19 protein-coding genes are annotated in these 17,510 nt (G+C 47.4%); 5 read left to right on the top strand and 14 right to left on the bottom strand.

From position 1 onward, the window contains the following. Nucleotides 1-238: 238 nt before the first annotated feature. Together REC12_RS05920 and REC12_RS05915 are read right to left on the bottom strand one after the other, a co-directional pair. A complete protein-coding gene (locus tag REC12_RS05920) occupies nucleotides 239-1,366 on the bottom strand; it encodes an ATP-binding protein (RefSeq protein WP_308892970.1) in 1,128 nt (375 codons plus the stop codon). A gap of 3 nt (nucleotides 1,367-1,369) precedes the next feature. Beyond that, nucleotides 1,370-2,728 carry a sigma-54-dependent transcriptional regulator gene (locus REC12_RS05915; RefSeq protein ID WP_308892892.1) on the bottom strand — a complete coding sequence of 453 codons (1,359 nt, stop codon included), beginning with the start codon at nucleotides 2,726-2,728 and terminating at the stop codon, nucleotides 1,370-1,372. A gap of 505 nt (nucleotides 2,729-3,233) precedes the next feature. Between REC12_RS05915 and REC12_RS05910 the strand changes: the two genes are divergently transcribed. The 4 genes from REC12_RS05910 (at nucleotide 3,234) to REC12_RS05895 (ending at nucleotide 6,933) form a co-directional block, all read left to right on the top strand. Next, nucleotides 3,234-3,815, top strand: coding sequence for a DUF2318 domain-containing protein (locus REC12_RS05910; protein ID WP_308892891.1), 582 nt, complete (start codon nucleotides 3,234-3,236; stop codon nucleotides 3,813-3,815). A 100-nt stretch (nucleotides 3,816-3,915) separates the two neighbouring features. Continuing rightward, complete coding sequence (locus REC12_RS05905) at nucleotides 3,916-4,599, top strand: ABC transporter ATP-binding protein (protein ID WP_308892890.1); 684 nt, start codon at nucleotides 3,916-3,918, stop codon at nucleotides 4,597-4,599. A gap of 13 nt (nucleotides 4,600-4,612) precedes the next feature. Then, complete coding sequence (locus tag REC12_RS05900) at nucleotides 4,613-5,776, top strand: ABC transporter permease (RefSeq protein ID WP_308892889.1); 1,164 nt, start codon at nucleotides 4,613-4,615, stop codon at nucleotides 5,774-5,776. Nucleotides 5,777-5,796: 20 nt separating this feature from the next. Further along, nucleotides 5,797-6,933 carry an ABC transporter permease gene (locus REC12_RS05895; RefSeq protein ID WP_308892888.1) on the top strand — a complete coding sequence of 379 codons (1,137 nt, stop codon included), beginning with the start codon at nucleotides 5,797-5,799 and terminating at the stop codon, nucleotides 6,931-6,933. Here the strand turns inward: REC12_RS05895 and REC12_RS05890 are convergent. Next, nucleotides 6,890-7,810: a cytochrome c biogenesis protein CcdA gene (locus REC12_RS05890; protein ID WP_308892887.1), complete on the bottom strand. Its 921-nt coding sequence runs from the start codon at nucleotides 7,808-7,810 to the stop codon at nucleotides 6,890-6,892. The two genes, REC12_RS05895 and REC12_RS05890, sit on opposite strands and share 44 nt — an antisense overlap. A 15-nt stretch (nucleotides 7,811-7,825) precedes the next feature. Beyond that, nucleotides 7,826-8,008, bottom strand: a complete 183-nt coding sequence (locus tag REC12_RS05885; protein ID WP_308892886.1) for a hypothetical protein — start codon at nucleotides 8,006-8,008, stop codon at nucleotides 7,826-7,828. A gap of 767 nt (nucleotides 8,009-8,775) precedes the next feature. Between REC12_RS05885 and cobK the strand changes: the two genes are divergently transcribed. After that, nucleotides 8,776-9,519, top strand: a complete 744-nt coding sequence (gene cobK / locus REC12_RS05880) for a precorrin-6A reductase (RefSeq protein WP_308892885.1) — start codon at nucleotides 8,776-8,778, stop codon at nucleotides 9,517-9,519. A 121-nt stretch (nucleotides 9,520-9,640) separates the two neighbouring features. On the opposite strand, the gene REC12_RS05875 is transcribed toward cobK, so the two are convergent. The 10 genes from REC12_RS05875 to REC12_RS05830 all read right to left on the bottom strand — a co-directional run bounded on the left by REC12_RS05875 (nucleotide 9,641) and on the right by REC12_RS05830 (nucleotide 17,456). Beyond that, nucleotides 9,641-9,916 (bottom strand): SHOCT domain-containing protein, encoded by a 276-nt coding sequence (locus REC12_RS05875; protein WP_308892884.1) that lies wholly within the window; start codon nucleotides 9,914-9,916, stop codon nucleotides 9,641-9,643. Nucleotides 9,917-9,985: 69 nt separating this feature from the next. Next, nucleotides 9,986-10,210 (bottom strand): SHOCT domain-containing protein, encoded by a 225-nt coding sequence (locus tag REC12_RS05870; RefSeq protein ID WP_308892883.1) that lies wholly within the window; start codon nucleotides 10,208-10,210, stop codon nucleotides 9,986-9,988. 593 nt (nucleotides 10,211-10,803) lie between these two features. After that, on the bottom strand, nucleotides 10,804-11,523 hold the full coding sequence (locus tag REC12_RS05865) for a gamma-glutamyl-gamma-aminobutyrate hydrolase family protein (protein WP_308892882.1): 720 nt from the start codon (nucleotides 11,521-11,523) through the stop codon (nucleotides 10,804-10,806). An 81-nt stretch (nucleotides 11,524-11,604) separates the two neighbouring features. Continuing rightward, nucleotides 11,605-11,955 (bottom strand): type II toxin-antitoxin system PemK/MazF family toxin, encoded by a 351-nt coding sequence (locus tag REC12_RS05860; protein ID WP_014825820.1) that lies wholly within the window; start codon nucleotides 11,953-11,955, stop codon nucleotides 11,605-11,607. Beyond that, nucleotides 11,952-12,230 (bottom strand): CopG family ribbon-helix-helix protein, encoded by a 279-nt coding sequence (locus REC12_RS05855; protein ID WP_009619218.1) that lies wholly within the window; start codon nucleotides 12,228-12,230, stop codon nucleotides 11,952-11,954. The genes REC12_RS05860 and REC12_RS05855 overlap by 4 nt, the downstream gene beginning before the upstream one ends. A 249-nt stretch (nucleotides 12,231-12,479) precedes the next feature. After that, nucleotides 12,480-13,259: a type 1 glutamine amidotransferase gene (locus tag REC12_RS05850; protein WP_308892881.1), complete on the bottom strand. Its 780-nt coding sequence runs from the start codon at nucleotides 13,257-13,259 to the stop codon at nucleotides 12,480-12,482. Further along, nucleotides 13,256-14,659, bottom strand: coding sequence for a MurT ligase domain-containing protein (locus tag REC12_RS05845; protein WP_308892880.1), 1,404 nt, complete (start codon nucleotides 14,657-14,659; stop codon nucleotides 13,256-13,258). Before REC12_RS05845 ends, REC12_RS05850 begins: the two co-directional genes overlap by 4 nt. A 106-nt stretch (nucleotides 14,660-14,765) precedes the next feature. Next, a complete protein-coding gene (locus tag REC12_RS05840; RefSeq protein WP_308892879.1) occupies nucleotides 14,766-15,590 on the bottom strand; it encodes a nitroreductase family protein in 825 nt (274 codons plus the stop codon). Nucleotides 15,591-15,860: 270 nt separating this feature from the next. Continuing rightward, nucleotides 15,861-16,118: a hypothetical protein gene (locus REC12_RS05835; protein WP_308892878.1), complete on the bottom strand. Its 258-nt coding sequence runs from the start codon at nucleotides 16,116-16,118 to the stop codon at nucleotides 15,861-15,863. Nucleotides 16,119-16,220: 102 nt separating this feature from the next. Then, the gene (locus REC12_RS05830; protein WP_308892969.1) at nucleotides 16,221-17,456 is read right to left on the bottom strand and encodes an NAD(P)/FAD-dependent oxidoreductase; all 1,236 of its coding nucleotides are present in this window, start codon (nucleotides 17,454-17,456) and stop codon (nucleotides 16,221-16,223) included. Nucleotides 17,457-17,510: the final 54 nt, after the last annotated feature.

The following is a 17,510-nucleotide window of genomic DNA, read 5'->3' as shown; positions in this document are numbered from 1 at the left end:
CAGTCTTCAGCAATTATCTCAGTTTTTTGACAATCGCGATTTTCTTAATATTTACGCTTAAAATTTCAATGTAAACGGTTACATTCTAGTACGATTTTAGCTTTTTCAGAATCCACTGTCAATCCCCATTTTTTAGGTAAGTGCAAAAACAGCGGGAAGGCTCTCTTATTTCCAAAACAAAAGAACCGTCCCGCCGCTTGAAATCTATTAGCCGCATAGAATTTAACATTACTCCATTTTATTCTTTGGGCAAAGGGAGCAATATCTCCACCCGAACTCCCCCCTCACTCCGATTCGCCGTCGTTATTTTGCCGCCATGCTGGTCAAGAATACGGTGCACAACGGACAAGCCCAAGCCGGTACCCCTCTCCTTTGTCGTAAAGAAAGGATCATAGATGTAAGGCATAATCTCAAGCGCTATGCCGGGGCCTTCATCATTAAAAGCAACCCCCGCAAAGCCTTCCTGCCGAATGCCTTCGATCTGAATAACTCCCCTTTCACCCTGGGCATCAATGGCGTTAAGCAAAATATTTAAGATAACCTGTTTCATCTGGTCCTGGTCTACCTCAACCTCTTGCTCATCCAGCTGGTTTGTCAGCTGTTTCAGCTGGATATGATGCTGACGCAGAGCGGGCTGGATCAGAGCGACTCCTTCCTCTAAAAGTTTGCTCAAAGTCATCCTTTTGCGTACCGGCTCTTTAGGACGGGCAAAGCTTAAAAACTCATTAACCAGACGGTTTAAGCGTTCGCACTCTTCCAGCAGCACCCGGCAGTATTCGGAAACAACTCTATCCTCGACTTTTTCCTGGGCCAGGAGTTGAATGCTGACTTTCATAATCCCTAAAGGGTTGCGAATTTCATGGGCCAATCCGGCGCTCATATGCCCCAGGGCCGTTAAACGTTCGGTTTGGCGAATCTCTTCTTCCAAGCGTTCACGCTCCAACCCTTCTTGTCTCAATTTCTCCACCAGCTCTTTTTGCACAGTTAAGGCAAGTTGATGTTTGCGTTTGGCTCTCCGTTCCTGACTCGTTAAAAAACCTGTCAGCCAGCCGATAATATTAATCAAGCCGATTTCCACCCATTGAGTGTAAACGGCGGATGGATTCATAGCGTGGAAACGGGTCATAAAGGGCAGGATGAGCAGAGTAATGGCCAGACCGGAGAAGATTCCCCCTGCCGGGCCAAAACGCATCGCCGCATAAATCACCGGAAGATAATAGGCAAATTGCAAAAGAATATGGTAATTCATTTCGTAATGATAATTTGTGTAGTGAATAGCCGTCAAAACCGAGATGACAATTCCTATTGTGACCAGGTCGAAAATAGTCCGTCCCCGATTTTGATCAACAGGTTCGCGCTGCCCCATCATTTATATCCCCCAGTGAGGATCTATCCCGTATTTCTCCAAGCGATATAAAAAAGCGTGCCTGGAAAGTCCCAGGCGTTTGGCCGCCTGACTCTGGTTTCCTCCGGTTTGTTCCATGGCCTGCTGCAAAAAAGATTTCTCAATCTCTTCAAGGGAGACTCCCTCCGGCGGCAATTCAAAAAGTCCCAAATTTTTGACCGAAGCCGCGGGATCATCTAAATAAGGTAAACTCTCCATCCCAATCACTGCCCCGGAAGAAATAATCACCATCCGCTCCACGACATTTTCTAATTCCCGCACATTTCCCGGCCAGCTATAAGCTGCCAGACGAGAGAGAACTTCCGGAGCGAAAGTCTTGCTTCCGCCATAAGTCTTAAGTTTTTCCAAAAAGTGTTCTGCCAGTAAGGCAATATCGTCTCGCCGTTCCCGTAAAGGCGGCACGGAAACCGGGAAAACATTAAGTCTATAATATAAATCTTCTCGAAAGCGGCCTTCCTGAGCCTCTTTGAGCAAGTCGCGATTGGTTGCCGCAATAATCCGTACGTCTACGTTAATAGTTTTCTCGCCGCCAACCCGTTCGAAGGCCCGCTCTTGAAGTACGCGCAGCAGCTTAGCTTGAACATTCAGAGACAGCTCACCGATCTCATCCAGGAAGATCGTCCCTTTATCCGCGAGTTCAAAGCGTCCGCTTTTGCGGTTTAGAGCACCTGTAAAAGCCCCCTTCTCGTGTCCAAACAGTTCACTTTCCAAGAGGGTTTCCGTCAAGGCCGCACAATTAACCCGGATAAAAGGGCCTTCAACGCGCGGGCTTAAGGTATGTATAGCATGAGCCACCAGTTCCTTCCCCGTACCCGACTCGCCAAGAATAAGCACTGTCGCCGGCGTTAAGGCAACTCTCTCGACAAGATGCTTGACGGTTTGCATCGCTGCACTGTTGCCCACCAACTGCCAGCCGTCATGCCGAACCTCTTGTTTTAAATAATTGACTTGCTCGCGCAAGCTCTCTACTTCAAAGGCTTTAGCCAGAGTTATCAGCAATTCGTCGATGTCGAAAGGTTTCATCAGGTAATCCTGGGCTCCCGCTTTCATGGCCTCGACAGCCGTAGCGGTGCTCCCGTGGGCGGTCATCATGACCACCAGCAAATCCGGATAGTGCTCTTTTAACCTTCGCAAGACACCTAAGCCGTCCAGTTTGGGCATTTTCAAGTCCACAAGGACGATATCCGGCCGCTCCGCCAGGGCACGAGCAACGGCAAGTTCTCCATCCTCCACGGTTTCCACGTCATAACCGGCTTTTGTTAAAGCTCGCTCCAGGACCCAACGCATATTTGCTTCATCATCAGCCACTAAAATCCGGCGCACCTCGCCACTCCCTCTGCGCTTATTTCTTTATAACTACAAATGTTCAATTCGTCAAAAGTCCCCGGCAATTCCAAGGTATAGCCGCTTAAGATAGGTGTGTGATAAGACACACCGTACTGTGGCTTATCACACACCTACTTAGACCATCCATCCCTTGGGAAAGCTGTTCGCTGCCCATTTAGACATGGATAAGCAAAGAAATCTCACGGTTATTAATTTATCCACAAAAAGCCAATCCCGGCCGGAGCGCCTTTTCCCCTCTTTCTATTAGAACATAATCCCATACCAAGCGCAACTTGGCATCATTCTTGCAACTTAGGAATTTAGTGAACTTTATAACCAGGAATTTCATCTGGGAAAATCAGAGAAAAAAATCATACTGATCTGGCTATTCTTTGCCTTTTGTTTGCTTAAACTCTTAATTTGAAGATTACACCTGCAAATTTATTGATGTTTTTTCAAGCAATAATTTAAGTTTACAATTTTTTATAAGGAGGATTTCTCAATGAAAGACCATCGTGAAGAGAAAAAGCAAAAATTTACCCAGCCCAAGAAAAGCAGAGCATGTCTGTACAGCCTCATTGGCATCGTAGCCGTCGCGCTAATGATCAGTTCTTATTTCCTTTTTAACAACAATAAGCCGAGTACCGCTGTCAGCCCGGCTGCCGATATCGGAGAGAAAATCACTTACAGCCCTAACGATAATTTAGAGCAGACCTTAGTAGCAAGCAAGATAGAAAATTCTCAAGAACAGGTCACAACGCTGAGTGAATTGAAAGCAAAGAAGTTTATTAAGACCGAATACAGCGCTAACGGCAAAACAGTACCCTTGACAGCTTTTATCCAGCCTGACGGCAAAGTGATGGTGGCCGTAAGTTACTGCGAGCCTTGTAAAGGGGATTCCTTTCATATTTCCGGCAATCAGATAATCTGCAATACCTGCGGCACCGCCTGGGATCTCCAAACACTCCAAGGAATCAGCGGCGGCTGCCAAACCTATCCGCCTCAAGCATTAACCTACAATCTAAACGGTGATAAGCTGGAAATTCCTCAAAGCGTACTGGATACCTGGTCTCCCAGAGTATAAGCCAAATGAACAACTATAACTATAACGCACTCGTTTAGGCGGGTGCGTTCATACTAGGCGATATCTAACAATCCTTACTGAATAGAGGAGGAATTCCTGCATGCCTTTAATCAAAGTTTGCGCCGTTTCTAAAGCTTACAAAAGCGGCGGCAATAAGGTCGAGGCTTTGAAAAACGTCGATTTGGAGATTAAGGAGGGTGAATTTCTGGCCTTAATGGGACCGTCCGGCTCAGGGAAAAGCACCTTGTTAAGCATTCTCGGCGGCTTAAATCCGCCCACTTCCGGCAAACTCCTCATTGACGATATTGACGTTTATGCTTTAAAACCCGAACGCTTAGCCGATTTCCGCCACGAATACGTGGGCTTTGTTTTTCAGCAGTATCAGTTGATTCCCTATCTCACTGCCTTAGAAAATGTCATGCTCCCCCTGGCTATAACCTCCCGCTCCGGGAAGAAACAACGAGAGATGGCTCAGTCAGTCCTCGCTAAAGTGGGCTTAGGCGCCAAATCTTCCCGCCTCCCCAATCAATTATCCGGCGGGGAACAAAATCGCGTGGCCATCGCCCGGGCCATCGTTAATCGTCCCCCCATCATTTTCGCGGATGAACCCACAGGCAGCCTCGATACAAAAACTGCCCAGGATTTGCTGGCCTTATTGCAAACCCTTAATCGCGACGGTTTAACCATCATCATGGTTACACATAACCAGGAAAACCTGGAATGGGTCACCCGGGCAGTTTATATTCGGGACGGAGTTCTTGATCTAAGGCCTCAGGAGTTCTAAGGAGGAGCCAATCATGCGTTTAACCGCTATCGCAATTCAGAACCTGCTCCGCCGTAAACTGCGCTCCGCTTTATTAGTGCTCAGCGTCGTCATCGGGGTGGCTTCGATTATTTTCCTTTACACAACCACTCAAGCTATGCAAGAAGACGTTGCCAACAAACTCGATCAGTTTGGTTCCAATCTTCTTATTCTCCCGGATACGGATCAGTCTTTGACTTTTGGAGGCATAACGGTTGAAGCTCCGACACAGGTCAAGGAACTGAACATGTCCCTCATCCCTCTAATGAAGACGATTAAAAACAAGGAAACTCTGGCTACCATTGCCCCCAAACTTCTAGCCGATACGACGATCAACGGACAGTCTATTTTGTTGCTGGGCGTTGAGTTTCCCGAGGAATTGCATCTAAAGAAATGGTGGAAAATAAATGGCCTGGCCAATCAACAGACTCCAGCGGCCAACGAGGTTATCCTGGGAAATGACGTTGCTCGTTCTCTGGGTTTGAGTCCTAACCGGACAATTGTGCTTAAAGGACAGAACTTCCGGGTGGCGGGAGTCATTCAACCTACAGGCTCGGCGGAAAATGATCAGGCTGTGTTTCTTGATTTGAACGTCCTGCAAAAGCTAGTGGCTAAACCCAACGCCATTAGCCTTATCGAAGCTGCCGCGTTTTGCTATTCCTGCCCGATTGATGAAGTCAGTAAACAACTGGCAGCAGTTTTGCCCGCTACTAAAGTGACCGCTCTGAAATCTGCTATTGACTCCCGCAACGATACGGTCAATAAATTTAATTTACTGGCTCGAACCGTGTCTTTGCTGCTTTTCCTGGCCAGCGGTTTAGTCATTACCATGACTATGAAATCCTCTGTTGAAGAGAGAACCAGGGAAATCGGAGTTTTCCGGGCTATCGGCTTCCGGAAGCGCCACCTTCTCCAGGCTACTCTTACAGAGGCGGGTATCCTAAGTGTTCTGGGTGGACTGTGCGGTTACTTTTTGGGGATGGGCGCGGCTGTAAATTTCGGCTCACTGATCAGCAATACTCAAGTTCAGATACTCTGGCAATTTAATTTGCTTATCTATGCTCTCGGCGGCTCCCTCTTGATCGGCCTTATGGCCAGCCTTTATCCGGCTTGGCGATCGGCAAACCTTGACCCAAGCGCCTCATTACGCTACCTGTAATCTTCAGAATAGGAGGAGCCATGACTTTAACGGATATTGCTCTGCAAAATTTGCGGCGGCGCAAAAGCAAAACTGCCTTTTTATTGTTGACCTTTATAGTCATCGTCAGCGTAAGCGTCTCCTTGACTGCCTTGACGAAAACCATGCGCGATGAATTGCAAAAAAGTCTAAGTCAATATGGCGCCAACATCGTCATCACTCCTCAGGCCGAACATTTCACACTGAGCTATGGCGGACTCTCTGTGCCCGGGGTAAATTACGAGCTTAAACACCTGGACAAGGATCTTGACTCGAAACTGGCCAATGCTGCCACAGACCTGGGGATCACCGGAATTGCCCCCACCATCATCGGCCCGGCCTCCGGCTTCAAGAATCATTATCTCATCATCGGCGTGGATTTCCCCACGGAACTAAACATGAAACCCTGGTGGCATATCCAAGGGCAACTGCCTAAGGACGGAGAAATTATTATCGGCGCGGGCCTGGCACAGCGGGATCAGCTTAGCATCGGAAGCACTTTAAGCCTTAACGGCCAAACCTATCCCCTAGTTGGGGTCATGCAGGAAACAGGAGGTTCGGAAGACAACGGAGTATTTACCACCTTCAAGACAGCTCGCAGCCTGACGGGAAGCGATTCCTGGTCCATGATTGAACTTAACGCCTCTCAGCCGGACAAAGCCGCGGCCCGCTTGAGTAAGCTTATACCGCAAGCCAAGGTTTCTGAGCTATCCCAATTGGTTCAGGGTACTCAGGAAAGTGTCGACCGCTTTGCCAACTTCTCCTTAATCGCTTCATTGCTGCTGGGCATCACCGGTATCTTGATCGTGTTTGTCACAACGACGGGAAACATCAATGACCGCAGCGCGGAAATAGGCATCTTGCGGGCGATCGGCTTCCGCCGCCGCCATATTCTCTCCCTTCTCCTGCGGGAAATCACCTTAATCAGCCTTTGCGGAGGAGTTCTCGGTTACCTTTTAGGGGAATTGCTCCCCACACTTTTAGGTCCGGTAATTTTCCATAAAAACGTGGCTTTTCAGGTTCAGCCGCTGACAGCGCTGGCTGCTCTGGGCCTCTCTGTCTTAGCAGGCATTCTTTCCGTACTGTCCGGAAAACTTACCAACCGGCTCGCGCCAGGAAGTATAACCCCACAAGGATAAGTATTCCCCCGCTCAGATATGTGAAATTGCGGCTCCACCTCATAAAGCGGGGCAGGCTCTTCAGTAAAGCTGTAAATGTGCCTGCAACCAGCAAAGGCAAACCGTGGCCCAAGCCATAAATGAAGAGCAATAAGGCACCGTACCAAAGCACACCCTGCCCCGCTACATAAGTCATTAAAACCGCTAAGACCGGAGTGGCGCAGGGGGAAGCAACCAGGCCAAACAGCAAGCCCACTCCAAACGGTCCTAAGACTCCCCCTCTTTTCTCCGGCATGATTTTTAAACCGGGCAGCTCGATATTGAGAACACCCATTAGCTGCAGCCCCATGACAATGGCCAAAAGACCTATGATATAAGGCCAGGCGGGGCCGATCTGACCAAAAACCTTGCCTAAGAGCGCCGCGCTAATTCCCAGTATGGAGAAGGTAACCGCCAAACCCAGGACAAAAAATCCGGAGACGATAAAGCCCTTGGTTTTTGTAGGCTTAGCCAGTCCGCCGATATACCCCAACATAACCGGCAGCATGGACAGGATGCAGGGACTTAGGCTGGTAAGAACTCCTCCTAAAAAGACGAAAACTAAAATCGGCAAGCCCCCGGAAGCCAAAGCATCCGGGATCGTTTCCTGAAAGAAAGCCGCATACCGGCTCTCTTTTTTATTCCCTGAATTCAGAGCGTTTTCTAAGACAGCCTTGCTTTGCGGTCCGGTGTCCTTGTAGGTTATCTGTCCCTGTTGGTCAAAAATGAAAACGGCGGGGATATAGTAAATATTAAATTGTTGGGCGAGAATCTGCCCCTCTTGGCTGTCAACATCGACGACAATAACGTTGGCTTTTTCCCCATAATCCTTCTCTAGAGCCAGCACCACGGGCTCCATGCTCTTGCAGGCAGGTCACCACTTGGCGTAAAACTCCAAAAAGATAGGCTTTCCGGATTTCTTGGCAGCCGCCAGGGCCACCTGGGGCTGATTGGTGGTGTGGAATTCAGGCTTTCCCGCAAATCCGGGAATCACTAAAGCCATGAGGGCCAAGGCACTGACCAGGACTAAAATCAGGACTTTAAGTTTTGTCTTCATAGTTCACCTCAAACTTTCCCCAAAATAAATAAGTCTTTCTTCAACAAGAAGGATTTTATGTTCAAAGAAAACCCTTTCGACCTGCTAATTTTTAGATTTGATGCCCCCCGACATGTCCGGATGAGATGCGCCAAAAGCTATTTTTCTCTACTCTGATTATAGTACTTATTACTTTGACTTTCAGCCTGCTTTCCGTAAATCTGTATTTCACCAACAATTCAGCGATGATCTCGCTAAAGCGAATGAAACGGCTTTGGAACAGCTGCCTTCGCGTCTCAGCGCCCTTTATCTAAGCGAAGGCACCTGGGGCCCTGCCGCTTTGAAGGAGGGCTGAGAATCCCTCCCGGTCGGCACGAGCGTCACCTTAACAGATTCCAGCGGTAAACTCATGGCTACTTTAAACAACTCCATGAGCGCTATGATGCACAATCAAGGCAGTATGGAAATGGGGGGATGTCCTCATCACCTCTTACAAATTGGCAAACGAAAACTCTGACAGTCTCGGGGCCCCATCACAGCCAAATTAAACAGGAAACGGAGTTCATTGTTCAGCTTCCCAAAGGCTAGAAACTTTGCCAGCTTGTTCACCAATACCTATACAAATCTGCTTTATTCATGATATTATTGGAATAAACTAAATAGTTGGGAATAAGCGATTCTTTCAGGGAAGAAATTGAAGAAACGTCAGGTGAAGGCTAAACTCAGTGCCCGCCCGCCATTTCAGTAGATTATTTCAGATCTGGATTCAACATGGAGGTCAACAATAAATGATTATTCTTTTGGGGGAATCTGCGGCGGCACGTGAACTCAGTACACAATTACAAGCCAGAGACCTTGAAGTAATCCGCAGCCAGAGCTGGACTGAAGCGGCCGGCATGCCCAACTTTTCCTTAGTGATTGACGCCAGCCATCCTTCTGCCAGCCTTGCTTTGACACCATTGCGACAACGTTGTGAAGAACAAGGAATCCCTTACATTCGTTTAGAAAGACCCGAAATTAAACTGCCGTCAAGCCCTTTAATTTTTCCGGTTTACAATTGGGAAGAAGCTCTGCTCCAAATTGAACAACGGGTCAATGTGCTGTATGGCCTAAAGGAACGGCCAATTACCCTTTTCATTACCACCGGCAGTCACCAGTTGCAGAGCATTGCGAAGAGCACCTTTGCCTCTTCTGTACGTCTGGTTGTGCGTGTTTTACCGGAAGGCCGCCTAGTGCAGAAATGTCATGAAATCGGCATTCATTCCCGGGATATCGTTGCTATGCAGGGGCCATTTTCCAAAGAAATTAATCGCTCTCTCTTCAAGTTTTATGGAGCGGACATTCTCCTGACAAGAGACAGCGGTCTGGCCGGCGGAACAGATACCAAAATTTCCGCGGCTCTAGAGCTTGGTTTGGAAGTTATCCTGATAAAAAAATCCAAGGCCAACACCGGATTGACAGTAACCAGTATTCAGGAACTGCTAAGCTGGATCGATCAAAACCTTCCCGACAGCTCCATCACTGAAATTTGAAAGACTGACGTTCTACTTCATAAAGTCATTTAAGAACTCCGCCTATCCCAAAATCCCTTAAATATTTAAAGAGCAGTTGCTGACCTTAAAGCAACTGCTCTTTTTAACCACCGGATATAACTTAGCGGCCCTCTAAATCTTGTTTTCGGCTCTGATATTCGGCAGTATCTATCTCGCCCCGGGCATAACGTTCACGCAGAATGTCCATGGCAGCATTGCGATGGCTAAATTCTCCTGCCTGAAGCCTGGAACCGCTGCGGCGAAACGCGTAGATTGCCAGTAAGACAATCCCCACGCCAAAGATCAGAGGCATAATGAATCCCATCATACTCATGCCATACCCATAGCCATAGCCATTCCCCCAGCCGCCGATCATATGTCCCCAGCCACCCATCATGCGAAATTCCCCCTTCTTTAATTTAAAATATTGGGCAAACTCTGAATTGAGCCTCAACAATCACTGAACTTATTGCTTTTCAAGAGACACTGACTGCTTCCGCCCTGAGAGTTCCCGTTTCCGTTCCAGATATTCCTCCCGCTCAACCTCGCCGCGCGCGTAGCGTTCGTCCAGTATATCCTGGGGAGAGCTCTGCCTGTGCGCCGGATGCCCCTTGAAACAGGTTCCTCCAAAATGCGCTGAATTAAAAACGTAGTAAATGACAATAACTAAAATGATTAACCCCAGCATCATTTTTAATCCCTCCTATATGCTCTCTTTCTTTGCTTCCACTGAACCGATGCTTAAATTTAATTCTTTCAGGCAAGATTATCTTACCCAATTTAGGCTTTTGCAAACGGATCTGAGTTTAGCAGTTTTGCAGCTTTTACGGTCACCGTTGTTTACTACCCGGTTGTTTCATATGCTCTCCTCCTCTGAATCTTCATTAGTTGCTGTTTTTCATGACCTAAGTGTATCTCTCGGATACGATAATCTCATGAATAACTTATGAATTTCTCATGAACTGAGGAAAATAGTTTATTAAATGAGTTAAAAGGGGTTAAAGAAGCAAACGCTTGGTTTATGATCCATGCAGCCGAGAATCTTTTTGATCGATTCGTTGACAAGCGCTTCACCATAGACTAAACTAATGAAGAGCTGACATTGAGATTGCGTCGTCGACGCAACCAAAAATGGGAAAACACCTGCTATGGACGGCAAGTTTAGTAATAAGCTTGTTAGACAGGTTGTTTTCAAAAATAAAAGAGGGAAAGCGCTGCTTTCCCTCTTTTATTGCTCCTAATTACAATTTTCTTATCAATCCCTGATCCGAGTCAGGGTGAATCTTAGTCTGCTTTATGGCAGGCCTCCACAAATCCGTGGAATAAGGCTCCGCTATGCTTCTCTGTTTCCATCATGCTTTCCGGGTGCCACTGAACTCCCAGGCAAAACTTTGCGTCCGATTTTTCAATCCCCTCAATAATGCCGTCAGCCGCCAGCGCGTTGAGCCGAAAACCTGACGGCACCTCTCGGACGGCTTGATGATGGAGGCTATTGACACCAATTCCCTTCTCTCCGAGCAACCTAAAGAGCAGAGATTCCTGAACTATCTCAACCTTATGCCAGGTATGCTGCCGCGGTGCGGTTTGGCTGTGCTGAAAGGCTCCGGAATGCTGGCTGGGGATATCCTGATAAATTTTCCCTCCCACAGCAACGGCCAGGACCTGAATCCCCCGGCAAATTCCCAAAAGGGGCAGGTCTCGCTGCAAAGCAAGCTCGCTAAGTAACAGCTCGCTTAAATCCCTTTCCGGAATACACCCCCCGATTCCCCGCAAGGGATCTTCATTTAAGTACGCGGGAGAAATATCCCCTCCACCTGTTAGTACCAAGCCGTCAACAAGATCCAAAACCTCTATTCCTTCATCACGGCTTTGAACCGGGGGCAAAACTATCGGAATCCCCCCGACTTTGCGGATACTGTCAACATAAAAGGTCCGGGGGAATGTCTTTAATTCTTCGGTACAATGGGCTGCCGTTATTCCTATCACCGGTCTCGGTCTTCTCATCTCTCTGCTCCTCTCCCTCAACAATACAAAAACAGCGTCGGTCATCGCCGCTACGCTGCCTCGTGTTCAAACATCTATTATTTAAATATCAGCCAACCCCAGACTAATTTCAATGGCTTGGTCTACTCTGAGCATGACCTCTTCATCCAAAACCGTCACTTTTTCCTTAAGGCGACTTTTATCAATCGTCCGAATTTGCTCAGTAAGAATGACGGAATCCCGCTCTAAACCGCTGCGTCTTGCTCTTACTTCAACATGAGTTGGCAGCTTTGCCTTGGCAATTTGTGATGTAATCGCAGCAATGATTGTGGTCGGACTGAATTGATTCCCTATGTCGTTTTGAATCACGAGGACCGGGCGTGTTCCTCCCTGTTCTGAGCCGACAACGGGGTTAAGTTCTGCGTAATAAATTTCCCCGCGTTTTATGATCATCTCCGACACTCCACCATCGTTTCTTCGTAGTACTCTAATACTTCCTGCTCCGTAGAGAACAGCTCCCTAGCTATAGACAAATTGAGTTGGGCCATTTCGAGGTACCCTTTACGCATTTGTTCATGAATTCCTTTTTTTCGACGTTCGTGAAGAATGCTGTTGAGTGCTTCTCGGATAAATTCGCTGCGGTTGCGCTTTTCCACGGTAACGATTCCATCCACTTCTGCAAGCAAACTTTCCGGCAAACTGATCATAATCCGCTTACTCTCTGCCACATTAGCACCCCCAAGTCTTTTAGCCAAAGCTATACTCTATTATAGACAATAATACAAAAAAGTGTCAACGAACTTGAAGAGTAAATAAGCTAAATCCCCTCGAAAATAGCTGAGTTTGGGCATGTAAATTATGGTAACCTGTGACATTGCTCGATTTTTCAAGGAAAATTATTGATTCTAAAGATAGTATGCCAGTATAGCACACTTGATATACTGATTTTTTCTGCAATATCGAATATCGAATTAAATTTATGCTTGTTTCAAAAGCCTTGCGACCATGGCCTCATGGGCCAGGTTCTCCAAGCGATCGTCAAGCTCCGTCAGACGACTGTCTAAACCTCTCCTTACAAGGGCCAGCTCCAGCAGCAAGTCTGTTAGCAGTGGATTCTTAGGCAAAAGAGGTCCATGCAGGTACGTGCCGAAAACATTGCGGTAGCGAACCCCCTCCGCCTGATCCTCACCATTGTTGCCGTGGCCAATTAAGACTTTACCCAAGGGTTTAAGCCCTTGACCAAGTTGAGTTTTGCCCGAATGATTTTCAAAGCCGACCAGCGTTTTCAAAGTTTGCTCAGGTTGACTCGACGGCGCCTTATCCTGGCCAACAAATAAAGTACTTCCGTACAATTCAATAACAACATTGCCAATTAAACGTTTTGTCCCGGCAGTCGTCCAAAGGTCTAAAATGCCCAGACCCGGAATCTTCTCTCCGCTCGCCGTTTGATAATAGCTGCCCAACATCTGATACCCACCGCAAATGGCCAGAACCACAAGCCCATTTTCAATCGCCAGGCGAAGTTCATGTTCCCTGCGCATCAAATCTTGCACAAGTATACCTTGTTCACGGTCCGAACCGCCGCCGAGGAAAAGAATATCCATTCCCTTAAAATCCAGGTCTTCCCCTAAAGACACCTGCCGGATTACCGGTTCGATCCCCCGCCATCTGCAACGGGCTGCCAAAGTCAGGATATTCCCCCGGTCTCCATAGAGGTCAAGCAGATCCGGATAAAGATGACAAATCGTCAGTTTCATGTCCTGGCCTCCTCTCTGCGCTTGTTGTCCCTGAGGCTTGACGAGCCCGCCGTTTTCATGCGCTCCTCTAAAATCTCACGCAGCGGGAAAAGCAGCGTGTACGTTGGCAAGATAAAAGCGGCTTCATTCCCTTGACGATCTCTCTGCACTAAGCTGAGCGCTGCTGTCAGGGTGTGTTCCAGAGTAAGTTTTTCTTCCGGAATTCCGGCATATTTAAGCCTTAAGGCCATGTCCTCTGCCCGAAGACCGGAACAAACCACTTGTTGAATTCGCTCCGCCTGCGCTTCAAGGCATTCAAAATTGACATCCCAAAGCCAGGAAATATCCCGTCCATCGGCAGCCAAGTCATTAATGCCAATCAAAATGCGCAGCGGTTTATCGACACTAAGCATCGTTTGGATCACTTGATTAAATCCCGTTGGATTTTTAACCAGGGTTAGAGTAATCTCCCCTTCCGGAAGATAGAAGCGCTCCATGCGTCCGGCTTGGGGAACAAACTCTCTCAAGCCTTTTTCAATCAAAGGATCAGCCACTCCGATTTGACGGGCGGCTGTCAGAGCCGCTAAAGCATTGTAGAGATTATAATATCCTTGCAGAGCCGTTGAAAAAGTGGCCGTCCCCACCCGAAACCGCAGCCCTTCATCGGAAAACACGTTCTGCGCCAAAACCTCCGGCTCCGGACGTTTAAATCCACATCCTTCGCAGTAAAAAACCCCTAATTGTCCATAATGAAAAAGACTATACCCAAGCTCACGGCCACAGACAGGGCAAAACTTAGCCTCCCTTGTCTCCTGGCTTTCCTTGCGGCTATCAGGCGTCGATTCCACTCCGTAAAAACAGGTTCGGGAATGATTTGAACCAAATTGGGCCACCAAAGGATCATCAGCGTTGAGAATAAGTACCGTATCTGAGGAAAGCGATTCTCTGACCATACGCACTGTAGTGTCCAACTCGCCATAGCGATCCAGCTGATCGCGAAAAAAGTTGGTCACAATTGCCAAACTGGGAGTTACTTGTGCACAAAATTTCGGTACGGTAGCTTCATCGACTTCCAATAAGGCTAACTTTGTCCGGGATGACCCGCTCCAGCGTGTGTTCTGAATCAAGGCACCGGAAATGCCTGTTACAAGATTGGCGCCCGCTTGGTTAAAGGCGAAGGATTTCCCTGCCTCCCGCAAGATGCTCGCCAGAAGATTCGCGGTCGTTGTCTTGCCATTCGTCCCGGTGACTATCACAATTCCTTCTGTGTAAGCTATGCCCAAGTGTTTCAGGATCTCCGGCTCAACCCCTTGCGCTATTTTTCCCGGTAAGGTTGTCCCTTTTTTCCCGCTGATTTGTAAACCAAGGGTGATGAGCTTGCCCACCCATAAAGCGGCCCAAAAACGCCATGTTCGTTTCATAATGACTCCTTTAATTATTATCTTTTACATTTTAGCACGCTCATCTGTATTATCAACCAAAAATGCACCGAGTTAAACGGAGCTTGGGCAGTTTCCCGCATTCTGTTCAGCACCAGGTAACTGAGGGAGCGTTGCGTTTGGGGCGGCGATAGTACTTATGTTGCGGATAGCCAAGCATCACGGCACCAAAGCAACGATGTCCTTCCGGCAGGCCCAAAGCTGCGCGCAGCGGCGGAAATATATTAGCAGCCGCCGTCAAATAGCCTGCCCAGCAGGTTCCCAAGCCTTTAGAAGCGGCATAGAGTTCCAGATAAGTTAAGGCAATCACACAGTCGGCATGGGCCGTCGGCAAATCAGCCTGGGAATGGACCATAATCAAATGCGGTGCTCCACGCAGGATAGGGTCCTCTCCTTTATTCCAAGCCAAAACTAAGTTTTCCATGCCTTTCGCCATATCCCGATCCGGGATTTTAGGAGCCATTAAGTTGGCCCAGTCGACCACCAAAGACGCAAGCCTCCTGACCTTGGCGGGATCTTCAAAGACAGACCAGTGCACCTGCTGCTTGTTGTGTCCTGTAGGAGCATAGGAACCTAAATTAATAAGCTCTTCTAAAGTTTCGCGCCCCACAACATTTTGTTTGTAGCGGCGAATAGAACGCCTGGCTGTCAAAAATTCCTTGATGCTTTCTGAACTCGGCATTAAATCCTTGTGAATTAAAGGAAGATCTTCAATCTTTTGCTTATCGAGGGTTAAGGCACCATGAGGGCATACTGCCATACAGTGTCCGCATTGAATACAGCTTTCCTCGGCCTTATCCACTGGAGTGGGAAATGAGTTTTTATCCGAGAATTTGATAATTCCTACCGGACATTCACGGGCACAGACGCCATCGCGCTGACATTTTGTTTGATCAACGGTAAATAAACTCATACTTTCATCATCCTTTCTTAAATGACCTAAGCAATAAATTCTATAACTTCTTTCTATATCCTTTTTAAACTATCATATATTTCTTAGCCACTGAAGTTATGGTCATTGGGTGCGTATGCTATACTTAATAAATTTAGCAGCCTTGAGCGGCTGCTATTTTTCTGTCCTTATTCTACTTTTTTATGGTCAGTTTCAGATTGGCAAGTCTCAGTTATTGGCTTAAGGTGAAAATTTTTCCCTTCGAAAAGCGTTATTGCTGTGAATTGCGAATTAAAAGGCCTTAAAGCCATTGATGCTTTGATTCACAAACATATCCAAGAGCGGACCGATAGCAAAGCTAAGAAAGAGCCGAAATCCCTCAGCGAGCACCAGAGTTACGCCAAAACGCAAGAGCAGCCGTCCGGAACGAGACGTCGAGCGACGTAATACTCCATCATAATCCAGGACTCCAGCGGCTCCCCAGCCAAGTATCAAGCAAAGTATGAAAAAAGCGTAACTCATCCACACTGTCAGATCCCATGAGGCCATGGCACTCCCTCCTTTGCCAGAACTTATGACCCAGCCAAGAGTTTTATGCCGAGGTTGCTCTTCTTCTCCAAAAACATTATTTTTACCCTGTTATTATTGTTTTTATTTGGGACTTTGCAGAAAATTGGCGTAGTTGAAATTTTCTTTGAACAAATCCTGCTGAAAACTCCGAACGTCTACTTCCTTTTCCATCAGACTTGCCAGACCCCCGGCACAATCAACTCTATTTAAGACAACATAGCCCACAATCCGCCCCTCACGTAAGATCACTTTGCGGTAATCCTGAGGAGATGCCGTATCGGCCAATTCGGTAAACCCTTCTCCCTCAGGCTTAACGATGCCTGAAGTAATCAGGGGAAGCTCAAAAAAGCCAATGGAGACCATGGCGAAACTGCTTCCATAGGACTGAACTTTCCCTGCCATATTCACCCCGGCATTAAAACCTTGTTTATAAGTATTAGGGATAACCGGCAAGACACGGCGTTCCCGATAAAGAGAATCGTATACCTCGGCCACATCTCCCGCCGCGTAAACATCAGGAACGCTCGTTGCCATATGTTCATCCACGAGAATCCCGCGGTTTACTTTAATGTCTGTTTTTTCGGCCAAATCAATATTGGGGCTTATTCCGATTGTAATCACAACTTGCTCGCAATCCAGAATTCTTCCGTCTTGTAAGCGCACTCCGGAAGCGGCTTCTTTCTCAGCGACTATTTCCGCCACCGTCGTATTCAGATAAAACTTAACTCCATGGTTTTCTAATGTTTTTTGAACTAAAGCCGCCGCCGTCTCGTCTAAGATCGCGCTCAATACCTGATTGGCGATTTCCACAACTGTAACTTCAACTCCGCATTTGACTAAAGCCTCTACGGCTTTCAGCCCATTAATGCCCGCCCCAATAACAACGGCACGGCTTCCCGCTCTGAGCACTTTCTCCAATCTCAAGACATCATCCCATTTAATAAAGGTGTGAACACCTTTAAAATCCCGGCCAGGTATATGAGGAACTATCGGCTTGGCACCTGTCGCCAACATTAAACGATCGTAGGGAATAGTTTCGCCTGATTCCAGCACCACCGCTTTTTCTGCGAGACGCAAAACGCTGACTCTTTCCCCCAGTCTCGTACTGATGTCTAAACGTTCATAATAATCTTTTGAGCGATAATACATTTTAGATTCCGGGATTTTTCCAGACAAATAATAAGAAATTAGAGGCCGTGAATAGGTGCGGTGAGGCTCATCGGAAATCAGCATAATTGTTCCTTGAGTATCAATGCTGCGAATCCCTTCGACCGTTCCTATCGCCGCTGTTGAATTACCTATAACAACATAATTCATCACATAGTTACCTCCTCAAAAAAACCTCCTATAATATAGTATCAAATCTTAATT

This window comes from Candidatus Desulfosporosinus nitrosoreducens (genome assembly GCF_030954495.1).
In the GTDB taxonomy this organism is placed as follows: domain Bacteria; phylum Bacillota; class Desulfitobacteriia; order Desulfitobacteriales; family Desulfitobacteriaceae; genus Desulfosporosinus; species Desulfosporosinus nitrosoreducens.
This window is presented reverse-complemented; position numbering and strand designations above follow the sequence as displayed.